The organism is Moorena sp. SIO4E2 (assembly GCF_010671945.1).
In the GTDB taxonomy this organism is placed as follows: domain Bacteria; phylum Cyanobacteriota; class Cyanobacteriia; order Cyanobacteriales; family Coleofasciculaceae; genus Moorena; species Moorena producens.
Genome location: NZ_JAAHIE010000231.1, coordinates 1 through 10,997, shown reverse-complemented (window position 1 = coordinate 10,997; position 10,997 = coordinate 1). Strand labels below are relative to the sequence as shown.

General features: G+C 41.7%; 8 protein-coding genes. 4 read left to right on the top strand and 4 right to left on the bottom strand.

From position 1 onward, the window contains the following. Both F6K37_RS21630 and F6K37_RS21625 read right to left on the bottom strand, forming a co-directional pair. Nucleotides 1-1,424 (bottom strand): glycosyltransferase family 39 protein (locus F6K37_RS21630; protein ID WP_287252066.1); only part of this gene is annotated, 1,424 nt, incomplete at its 3' end. A gap of 184 nt (nucleotides 1,425-1,608) precedes the next feature. Beyond that, nucleotides 1,609-2,274 (bottom strand): methyltransferase family protein, encoded by a 666-nt coding sequence (locus F6K37_RS21625; protein ID WP_008180535.1) that lies wholly within the window; start codon nucleotides 2,272-2,274, stop codon nucleotides 1,609-1,611. A 1,221-nt stretch (nucleotides 2,275-3,495) separates the two neighbouring features. Between F6K37_RS21625 and F6K37_RS21620 the strand changes: the two genes are divergently transcribed. Together F6K37_RS21620 and F6K37_RS21615 are read left to right on the top strand one after the other, a co-directional pair. Further along, the gene (locus tag F6K37_RS21620; RefSeq protein WP_287252063.1) at nucleotides 3,496-3,909 is read left to right on the top strand and encodes a hypothetical protein; all 414 of its coding nucleotides are present in this window, start codon (nucleotides 3,496-3,498) and stop codon (nucleotides 3,907-3,909) included. Nucleotides 3,910-4,400: 491 nt separating this feature from the next. After that, nucleotides 4,401-5,156: a hypothetical protein gene (locus F6K37_RS21615; RefSeq protein WP_008180543.1), complete on the top strand. Its 756-nt coding sequence runs from the start codon at nucleotides 4,401-4,403 to the stop codon at nucleotides 5,154-5,156. Between the two features lie 218 nt (nucleotides 5,157-5,374). Here the strand turns inward: F6K37_RS21615 and pruA are convergent, their stop codons facing one another. Continuing rightward, the gene (gene pruA, locus F6K37_RS21610; RefSeq protein WP_287252061.1) at nucleotides 5,375-8,572 is read right to left on the bottom strand and encodes an L-glutamate gamma-semialdehyde dehydrogenase; all 3,198 of its coding nucleotides are present in this window, start codon (nucleotides 8,570-8,572) and stop codon (nucleotides 5,375-5,377) included. Between the two features lie 330 nt (nucleotides 8,573-8,902). Next, nucleotides 8,903-9,412: a hypothetical protein gene (locus F6K37_RS21605; RefSeq protein ID WP_287252059.1), complete on the bottom strand. Its 510-nt coding sequence runs from the start codon at nucleotides 9,410-9,412 to the stop codon at nucleotides 8,903-8,905. 802 nt (nucleotides 9,413-10,214) lie between these two features. Here F6K37_RS21605 and F6K37_RS21600 point away from each other — a divergent pair. Together F6K37_RS21600 and F6K37_RS21595 are read left to right on the top strand one after the other, a co-directional pair. Beyond that, nucleotides 10,215-10,373 (top strand): hypothetical protein, encoded by a 159-nt coding sequence (locus F6K37_RS21600; RefSeq protein WP_202970651.1) that lies wholly within the window; start codon nucleotides 10,215-10,217, stop codon nucleotides 10,371-10,373. Nucleotides 10,374-10,461: 88 nt separating this feature from the next. Further along, complete coding sequence (locus F6K37_RS21595) at nucleotides 10,462-10,665, top strand: DUF433 domain-containing protein (RefSeq protein WP_071105475.1); 204 nt, start codon at nucleotides 10,462-10,464, stop codon at nucleotides 10,663-10,665. The last annotated feature ends 332 nt before the right edge of the window (nucleotides 10,666-10,997 follow it).

The following is a 10,997-nucleotide window of genomic DNA, read 5'->3' as shown; positions in this document are numbered from 1 at the left end:
TAACTAAGAGAAATCACATCCCCAGGATTCACTGAAGAAACATTGCTAATTACCAGAGGTCGATCAGTTTGATTAATAATCCTAGCGATAGTAGGATTGTTACCCCCAACTTGCTTGTTCCACCAGATTTCTGTTTGGGAAATAATAGCACAAGAGATAACTCCCCCTGTAAGCAGCACAGCTATTATTCCTTTCCAGACCTTCTGTGTTCTTAAATTAGCCTTTATTAAGTTAGCCCTGGATAGAGACCCAGTTATATACATACTAATTACATAAGCAACAGCCAGCTGCACTCCGATATAGCAAGGTAGAAAATACCGACTACTCACTGAACGTCGTCCTCCCCAAATTAAGTCTGGTAAGATTAACCCTAATGCAGTAATAACGATTAACGTTAAAACCAGTAACCAAACTCGCTGGGTAGTATAACGACAGATAAAATAAATTGCATATCCCACAAAACTTCCTAAAATTGGTGGAATTATATAGGTAAATGGATGCTCCAGTGGTATTCCAAAATCAAAAAAGATAAAACTAAGGTTTATCCCCCAGATTTTTACCAACAATGATAAAGGGACTTGAATAGTTGTCCAATGGGTTTTATGCTGAATGACAGCTAAGTTAGTAACCACCACAACTAACCAAGGGGAAAAGGCTAGAAACCCGGCACCAGATGCTATGAAATAAGCAAAAATAGTTTTATTAAAGCGAAACCGTTCTATAATAAAGACATAAATTCCATGCCCAATGGCAACAAATATAGAAAAGAGAAATGTGTAAAGACTAAGGGACAAGGTGACAGCATAGATTACCCATGACCAGAGGTAGTGTGTTACTTTTTTACTATCCTTAGTTTTGCGGATAGCTTGTAACAGAGACGCACAAGATAGGATAATAGTCAGTGTCCATAGACTATATTCTCTTGCTTCTTGAGCGTAGAGTACATGAAAGGGAGATACCGCCAAAAGTGCCACAGCTACCCATGCCACTAAAGGGGATTCAAATAATTCTAAGCATAGCCAATAGATAGCTGGGAAAACCAGCAGGCTAAACAGAACAGATAAACCCCTAGGGTTATTGACAGCAGCACCAAATAGCTGCCGCCAAAACCGCGCCATTAAATAATAGAGGGGTGGATGTTCTGGGTTTTTAGCTAAGGCATGAATAGTATCGGCTAAATCTTTTTCAGGATTAGGATGCTGATACTTTTGTAAGTCTTCAACACCAATCACCCTACCATCAAAAACTTCCTTAATTACTTCATATCCAGTGTAGCCAGAACTCCGAATTGAGGTATAAACCTCATCGTGCCAGTATATTTTATGGTTTAGATTGAAGCAGCGGAAGAAGATTCCTAGCAGTAAAAGGACGATAATTAAAAATCGCCATCTTAGGGAAAAATACTGCTTAGATGGTTTCGTCATATATTAAATTGGTGGTTGGGATTCCATTCACCAGTATTTTAGATAGAAATATTGTAGATATAAAGGTTAATGGTTTTTGTACTTAATTCCTAACGTCTACTCCCTACTCCCTACTCCCTACTCCCTACTCCCTACAACCCAGTGCTTTGTACTTCACCGAATTGATAAATGCTATAATTTGTGACTACCTGTTTTTTTGGGCAAAATCTGGATCTTTTGGATTGGAAGTAGTAGCTAAAAATAGCTGTGGTAGTAGTAATCCAGAATTAGCCTTGTAGTCAGCAAACTCTGGATAGCGGGAGAGAGACTTATCTTTTTTGAGGATATTGGGAATAAATATACCTGCCATAAAACCTGCCAAAATCAAAAAGGGTAGCCAGTGCTGAGCTAGCATGGCAAAAGCAGAGTAGATCAGGATTTCTCCCAAGTAGTTTGTGTTTCGACAGCGAGCAAAGAATCCTTCTGTGATTAATCCAGGACGATACTTGAGAGTATAGTATTTCTGGGCATCACTGGCATAGTGTAGAAAGACTCCCATGATATTCATGGAAATGGCAGCAGCGACCAGGGGTAAGGGAGGCTCAGAACCACTCCTGATCAGAATAAAGGGAGCAACCCAGTAGAGCATTAGTATTCCGAAGCCAAGAATTCCCATGCCAATCGGTATTTCTTCCTCCCACTGCTTGTCTGGATAGATACGGTCTTTGAGTAGCCACATCACCCCATAGGTACCATGGAGGGCTAGGTAAACCCATGGCCCAAGGGTGAAATTCTGGTAGACAACCATTAATCCCAGCACTACTGGAGCGGTAAGTCCTTTGGAAAGATTGATGAAGTGCTTGATTTTCATAGGTAAGGTGTCTTCTCGATTAAAGGCTTGCTAAGTGACTACCGTAATTCTACGGAAATTTCTGATCGTGTTTCCACAATTAACCAGTCTATCAGTGGATTGAATTTAGTGTTCAGGAGTAAGTGACTAAGTACCTGGACATAAATTATATTAACTATATTAACTTTTTGAAAATTACTCAATTCATTGCTGTTCAAGGTTTTCCGGTCACTATTTTATAATTTACCTAGTCAAAATTAATTGCATACGACTACTTATATTAAAGGTAATATCACTACCGCAATTCTACGTAAACTTGTTATTTTTTAATTAAAAATTACCGAATAGGAATTTTAAAAATAATGATTTATTGTATTAATATATACTTGCTATCATTATTTTTAAAATAATTCGCGTATTTATCAGTAATTTGTCTTAAAAATCCTCTGATTAATGCAATCATGATTTATGATTAACTAGAGCTTTTACATTTGATTTGTGAACAAAGTACCCTATTGAAATACTAATTTCATCTAGTTTGGCGTTCACGAATCATTTAGGTGCGACCCGTGGCGAATTAAATTCGCCAAGGTCAAGCGCACCTTTAGAAACCCTATAGCAGTTTTCCATCGGGTGAGTTACTTTCCTCCTTAGTTTTAGGGAGCAGGGATTAGGGAGGAGGGAGCAGCGATCCAGGGCAGTCTTCGGGAGCCAGTGCGGTCTTGGGGGTTTATACCATGAGCAACTGGCGTGGTTTCCACGGGGCTTACAAGCAAGGTTCGTTCACCTAGTGTCTCCGAGAATCGCGGTGTTCCGCACACAGAACCCAAACCATGAGCGACTGCATCAAGACAAGTAAAGGAATTTCAAAATGTTATGTTTATTATTGATCAAAAAGAAGCCAGTCAAACCATTGAGTGGCTGGATAAATCTACAATTATTTTCCAAAATAAACTATTCACTATATGTTTTTATATTTCCCAAAGTTTTTTAAAAAAATCCTTTCATTTCTGTGGCGAACTCTCTGAGAAATATCCGAATTTTTATTTGCTAGTAGAACATCCGAATTATCTGACAATTTGGATTTAGCAAAAACCGGTAACTTTAGCGGACGAAGTTTCTAGTTCACCAATAAATAGTGCTCAACCATTATCCACTGATTATTTATCACTAAAAGCAGCTAGATCTGAAGCGGAAACTCCTAGACATCTTGATGGTAAACAATCCAGAAATCATAACCAGTTGGCTACGCCAGGTTTACCTGATTCACTCCCGGAAGATATTTCAACTTCCGAAGCTTCGATAGTAACTCAAAACCCCGGATACTGTTACAATCCGACAGAATCTGATTCCCCAGCAACTCCAAAATTAGCTACTGGTAATCTCAATCAGGAGCAAGAGATTCCGGAATCTGAATTCCATGTGCATCCTAGGTGTCAGCAAATTACGGAGCAATCTCTTCAACGGCTGTCTAAAAAGAAATATCGAGGAATTTCTTACCAGGAGCAAGATGTCTTGAGCCAGCTACCGGAATCGGAGTTATCTCCCAATTCTGAGGCTTCCAATTCTGAGGCATTGGATCAAAAACGGTCTAAAAAAACCTATCGAGGGGTTCCTTTCCGTGAGGGACTTACGCCCTGGGTTGCCCGGGAGTAGGTAAGTCAGAAGAGGGAAGTCAGAAGAGGGAAGTCGGAAGCGGGAAAAAATATTGTGTACCTCATAACTGCGATCAACGCTATATTTGAATAGAGTAGATCATGATCAGATACCCAATTACCAAGACAGAAATGTAGCGATTTCTGGAAGCGGAGACAAGGAAGCTTGGGTTAATTCTCAAAGTAGCTACATTTTATGGTTGACAAATCAATTGAGTTGTGATATAATAGTTGTTGATATTATTTACTCCATCCTAAATACTTTGTCTTTACCCACATAGGCGTGAAACCGTTAATTGACTGGGCAAGACTCCAGCTCGATGCCCAAAATCCCAGGATTAATCAAATAAATTTTCAATATATTGGGTCAAGGATGTAGCCAAATCTGCGACGCAATTGACTACATTCTTCCGTTGACACTTTGAGAGCAAAATTGCCACAATCTCACCAGCTATTTCCAAAAATAGATCAAGTAGGGGGTAAACTACCCAAATGTTAATAATTGATCAAGAAAAGATTAATCAAGAGATTCAGTGGCTGGATGAATCTACAATTATTTTCCAAAATAAAATATTCAAGAGAGGTTTTGATCTTTCCCCAAATGCTTATAAAAAATCCTTAAAGTGTTGTAGTTGCGAAATCTGTGAGGAATTTCGGCCTCTGTATTTAGTTTTAGAACATCCCCATTATCTGACAATTTGGATTGAGGAAAAAGAAGCAAGTTTAGCCAACAAAGTTTTTAGTTCACCAATAAATAGTGATCAACCTAAATTCACTGATGTTTTATCACTAAAAACAGCTAGATCTGAAGCGGAAACTCCTAGACATCTTGATAGTGAAGAATCCAGAAATCATAACCAGTTTCCTACGCCAGTTTTACCTGATTCACTCCCGGAAGATGATGTTTCAGCTTCCGAAGCTTCGATAGTAACTCAAAACCCCGGATACTGGCACAATTCGACAGAATCTGATTCCCCCGAAAATCCAAAAGTACCTACTGGTAATCTCGATCAGGAGAAAGTGGTTTCTGAGACAGCAGTCAGTGACCAGAACAATACACCAAAAGCTGAGGGCGACCTGAATCCTAGTTGTCAGCAAATTACTAAGCAATCTGTTAAACGGGTGTCTAAAAAGAAATATCGAGGGATTTGCTATGAAGTGGAAGCTATTTTTCTCCAGTTACCGACCGATGCTCAAGGGTTTGTTATACAACGGTCTAAAAAGAAATATCGAGGGATTTCCTACTAAGTTCATAGGTAAGCATATGCGCTACGCGAATAGCTCTCAGCGGTCAGCTCTCAGCGGTCAGCTTAATATAAACCTCAAAAGCGAGAATTTAATATTGATAGATTAATGAGAATTGAAAGTCACCAGAAAAGTCTATCAGCTTTGTGGCACAGGCTTCGACCCTGGGACGCACATAAGCTGATACGCGACACGCTGATAGCTGAATGCTTACCTAGAAACTATTCCATTCCTTCAATGGGTGCAAAGCCTTGTCGTTGGATATTTTCAGTAATAGTACGGGGTTCGAGGAATTGCACTAGATAATCGGGACCTCCTGCTCTTGAGCCTACTCCAGACATCTTGAACCCACCAAACGGTTGCCGTGAGACAATGGCACCGGTAATATTGCGGTTGATATATAGATTACCGACCTCAAGCTCGGCTGAGGCTTGTTCTATATGGGATGGAGTGCGAGAATATAAGCCTCCGGTGAGGGCATAGTTGGTACTGTTGGCAATATCAAGGGCTTCTTGGAAATTCTTTGCGGCCATTACTGCTACTACTGGACCAAAGATTTCTTCTTGGGCAATGGTGGCGTTGGGAGAGATATCGTTAAAGATCACTGGACCAATAAAGTATCCGGTATCAGGTGCTGGCATTTCTAATGCTACCTTAGCTTCCTGACGTCCTTTTTCAACGTACTCCCGAATGCGATCGCGTGAAGTAGCATCTATCACTGGACCGACCTGGGTACTGGGTGCTTCTGCTGGCCCAATGTTAAGCGATCGCGTTGCTTCAACTAACCGTTTTAGGAAGCTCTGATACACTGGCTCCAACACAATTACTCGGGAGCAAGCGGAACACTTTTGACCACTGTAGCCAAATGCTGATTTGACGACTCCAGCTACGGCTTGGTCGAGGTCAGCACTTTCATCTACGATAATTCCATTTTTACCTCCCATCTCAGCAATGACTCGCTTGAGATGTTTTTGACCTGGTTGCACGATGGCGGCATCGGCGTAGATACGACAACCGACTTCTTGGGAACCGGTAAAGGCAATTAGATGGATATCGGGATGCTTGACCATATGGGCACCGACGGTTGAGCCTTTGCCTGGAACAAATTGAAATACTCCTTTGGGTATCCCGGCTTCTACTAAAATTTCAGCTATTTTTGCGGCAATCACTGAGGAATTTGCTGCGGGTTTGAGTAGCGTACAATTTCCTGCCACTAGGGCTGCTACAGTCATGCCTGTAGTAATAGCCATGGGGAAGTTCCAGGGAGAAATTACTAGAGCAATACCTCGGGGTTGATAGACATAGCGATTGGTTTCTCCAGCAATGTCGTAGTTATATCCATCGCTGAGCCGTTCCATCTCTGATGCGTAATAATAACAGAAGTCAATCGCTTCGGTGACTTCTCCATCGGCTTCTCGTAATGGTTTCCCAACTTCCAGACAGACCCATGCTGATAATTCAGCACGGCGTTGTTCCATCAAGTCTCCTGCTTTACGTAAAATACCAGCACGTTCCCTTGCAGGTGTACGTCGCCAACTGGGAAATACTGCTTTAGCTTTTGCGATCGCTAATTCTGCTTGTTCTACAGAAATTAATCCAATTTTCCCGATCACGACCCTAGGGTTAGAGGGATTAACAGAATCTACTGTGTCTGTTGTAGACTGATACTCCCCATTGATTAAGGGTAAATAGGTCTTACCCAGTTGTTGGCGAACGGTAAGTAAGGCTTGTTTGGCTTTTTCTCTGGCTTCTAGCTGAGCATAGTCTGTATTTGCAGCATTGGTGAATGGGTTAGGAGGTTGAAGGTTATCGGGTTGAAGGTTAGGAGGTTGAAGGTTAGAAGGTTGAAGGTTGGAAGGTTGAAGGTTAGTTGGTTGAAGGTTAGTTGGTTGAAGGTTAGTTGGTTGTTCGCCTTTGGCGTTCGAGAAGGGTAGGTTAGCAGGTTGTGAACTTTCAACCTTCAACTTGCCAACCTGCAACGGTTCGTTATTCAACTTGCCAACCTTCAACCCTTCAGAACTTTCAACCTTCAACCTGCCAACCTGCAACGCTTTTGGTGGTGCAATCAATTCCTCTACGGGTCTATCTTCTAAGCTTTGTCGTAGGAAGGAACTATTTGCGGTATTTTCCAATAGCCGCCGAATCAGGTAAGCCATTCCTGGTAGTAGTTCTCCATAGGGTGCATAAACCCTGACCCGATGACCCTGATTGACTAAGGCTTTGGCGAGTTGGTCTCCCATACCGTAGAGGACTTGCATCTCAAAGCAGCGGCGGGGGATATTGAGATTTTCAGCAATTGCGATCGCATAAGCTTGGGAGCGCACGTTATGGGAACCGATAGCGCTATAGACATACTCGTGGTTTTCTAGCAGCAGCTTGGTGATACGCTCAAAATTGGCATCCGTAGCGGCTTTCTGGTTATATACTGGTTGGGGCCAATGGTTTTGCAGTGCTGTTATCGTCTCTTGGTCCCAATAGGCTCCTTTGACCAAGCGTATGGTTACTGGATTACCCCGCTGTTTTGCCCAGGCAATCAGGTCTTGACAATCTTGTTGTGAGTCTCGCAGATAGGCTTGCATGGTAACACCGATATCGGTGCGTGGGCGAAACTCTTCTTCCATCAGCAAGTCTTTGAGTATGGAGAAAGTAATGTCTTTGTATTCATACTGCTCCATATCAAAATGAACCGCCGCTCCTAATTCTTTGGCACGGCGGAGCAATTCACGGATGCGATCGCACACCCGATTTTGGCTACCCTGAGGATCAAGAGAATCAAATTGAGAGTAGAATGCTGTTAGTTTAACCGATACTTGCACTAATGGCAAGGATTTACCATCAGCAACGTCAATTTCCTCTACCGTAGACCACTGTTTGGCTGCCTCAGTGAGTTGTTCGATCAGTTCCAGATAGCGGTCTAGATAAGACTGAGCTTCTGATTCTGTAATTACTGCTTCCCCCAATAAATCTAGGGTAAATGCCATCTTCTGGTTTCGCAGGCGTTTAATGGTTTTCAGGGCCTGGTTGAGATTTTCCCCAGCAATATACTTTTGGGCTAGGGTGGCTACAGCAGCAGATATGGTTTTGGCTGCCAGTTGTCCTGGTATAGAGTCGGGATTGGTGAAATTGAGCATTCCCTTAAGGGCAGCAGGCAGTTCTACTGACTCATCCCCTAAGTATTCTTGAAAGTGACGAGCAACTTCGGTTTGGCTACGCAGTGCAGGTAGGGTATCGATGAAGCGAAATAGCTGCACCCGTAGTCCTGGATTACTCATTGCCCAGGCTAGTAACTTATCATCCCACCGCATTTGGTCTCGCATTTGGGCAAGAAAGGAACCTTTCTCCCGAGTTGCGGCTAGAAGTTCTCTGGCAATTTCCTGAGTTTTAGCTTCGTAAGTGCTTTTGGGGATTTCTATAACCACCGGTAGTAGACTCCTGTTCTAGACTATGGCAGTTTTTGATAAAACAACCATTATATTCTATTTTCTCTAGTTAAAGCAATATCTGACCTGATCCTTTAGAGGGATTTGCTCATAAGCATTCAGCATTCAGCTTTCAGCTTTCAGCTTTCAGCTTTCAGCTTTCAGCTTTCAGCTTTCAGCTTTCAGCTTTCAGCTTTCAGGATTCAGCCATCAGCTGATGGAACACAGCGTCGAAGCCTGTGCCACGGTACTTGAGGTGCTTTTGAATAATATAAGCTGACGACTAACGGCTGACCACTGACCGCTGACCACTGACCGCTGACCGCTATCTCACTTTTCCACAGTTACTATGGATAACACTTGATAGCCATCACCTTGGGGCAGACATTGCCCATCTACATCTAGGGGACAAGCAGTTTCTTCTGGTGAAGGACGGGTGCCGTCACTATATACTGCTGTGATCTCAACCTGTTGATTATCAAAGGATTGTAATTGCTGATCGGAAACGTTTTTAGAAGGACGCAGTACTAACCGACGGGGATTTTGGGGATTAGTAATTAGAAAAAACTGATCTCCCCGATAGGCTCTAACTGACCTGACGGGAGGAATAGCTTCATAAATTAATTTTCCCTGGATTTGTTGTGGTTTTGATTCCTTTAAGTTATCAGATGTCATTTCAGATGTAATTGGGGAGTTAGGGGAAACAGAAGAATTATTGCTATCTCCATCAGCAGTACAACTCGCCATAAACAGGGTACTGACTAAGGTTCCAAGGCACAAAATTTGTCTTAACCGTTGAGTCAACATTAGTGGAAAAAAAGGTCGTGGTGATGTAAGCATTCAGCAGTCAGCAGTCAGCCGTCAGCTTATTTTATTCAAAAGCACCGATTGCGCTACGGGCACGCTGCGCGAACACTAGCGTGGCACAGGCTTCTAGCCTGTGACATAAATCTAGCCTGTGACATAAATCTAGCCTGTGACATAAATCTAGCCTGTGACATAAATCTAGCCTGTGACATAAAGCATAAGCTGATAGCTGATAGCTGTTCGTGTAGCGTGGCCAAAGGCCAAGGCTGATAGCTAATAGCTGATAGCTGATAGCTGATAGCTGATAGCTGATAGAAAAGCCGGGATTGATAATCGTGATATTTTTGTCATCATAGAAGTAACTCCTATTTAGGTGGGAGGAAAGCCGCGCTGGTGGTGGTTAACAGTTATGACCAGCGCGGTTATTAGTTTCAGTCGTCACCTTCTATAGTATAGATAAATCCTCTAAAAAATGCAAGGGGTAATTCAAATTATTTACATTTATTTATGAATAAAAAAATTGACAGTTTATATATTAAAATCTGTGTAGTATATAGCTAGTTTTTTTTGGTTATAGCAATCGTAAATTAATTGTAATATTTTTTGTTACGTGTTACCTATTTTCTGTTCCCTTTTCCCTACTACCTCCTCCCTACTTACTGCTCCCTTTTTAGATCAATCCTATGTTTACATTTAAACTAAAAATGCTATAGGATAGTATCAATCATCATTTACAGACTAGTTATGTTAACCCTCGATGAAATCGAAACAGCTATTCGACAATTACCGAACAGCGAGATTCGAGAGCTGGCAGCCCGCTTACAAAATTATTTAGATGATGCGCGATAATAGGTGGGACCAGCAGCTAGAATCTGACCTAAAATCAGGAAAGCTAGACACCCTTATTGCCAGAGCCGAAGCAGATATTGCTAGCAATCAAGTTAAGGAGCTTAATGAAATCCTTTACGACAGGTGCGACCCGTGGCGAATTTAATTCGCCAAGGTCAAGCGCACCTAAGCTGATTTTTGGATAAATGCTATAAACTAGATTAACCATAAATCTAATCAAAAAAGTAATCATCATGAATTGGAGAGAATACATTCATTCAAATCCCAACATTTTATTAGGTAAGCCAGTGGTTAAAGGCACTCGTTTATCCGTTGAGTTTATTTTAGGCTTGTTTGCTGCTGGTTGGACAGAGTTACAGATATTGGAAAGCTATCCAACACTAACTCCAGAATCAATCCGAGCAATCTTTGCCTTTACTATTGAATGTATGCAATAGCTCCCTAAAAAATCTACCTAACCCCATTAAGATGTAGGGTGGGCAGTGCCAAAGATAGATAAGAGCAGCTGGGGATAGCATTAGTAGGCACTGCCCACCGCCCGAATTAATCACAATAGAATATTGATGTAGGGTGGGCAGTGCCAAAGATAGATAACAGTAGCTGGCGATCGCATTAGTAGGCACTGCCCACCCTACTAAACTCTAAGCTGTTGCGCATTTAAACTGTGATAACAGCATTGCCTTTGTTTTTTATTTTTCGTACCCATTTTATAATTAACCCTCCTTCATTTAAAAGATGATTTAACAAACATTCTAATTCTTCAATTGAT

Bases quoted from the DNA above. Each gene is read 5' to 3' on its own strand.
- F6K37_RS21595 (WP_071105475.1), top strand. From the start codon at position 10,462: ATGAATTGGAGAGAATACATTCATTCAAATCCCAACATTTTATTAGGT.
- F6K37_RS21615 (WP_008180543.1), top strand. From the start codon at position 4,401: ATGTTAATAATTGATCAAGAAAAGATTAATCAAGAGATTCAGTGGCTG.
- F6K37_RS21600 (WP_202970651.1), top strand. From the start codon at position 10,215: ATGATGCGCGATAATAGGTGGGACCAGCAGCTAGAATCTGACCTAAAA.
- F6K37_RS21605 (WP_287252059.1), bottom strand. From the start codon at position 9,412: ATGCTTACATCACCACGACCTTTTTTTCCACTAATGTTGACTCAACGG.
- F6K37_RS21625 (WP_008180535.1), bottom strand. From the start codon at position 2,274: ATGAAAATCAAGCACTTCATCAATCTTTCCAAAGGACTTACCGCTCCA.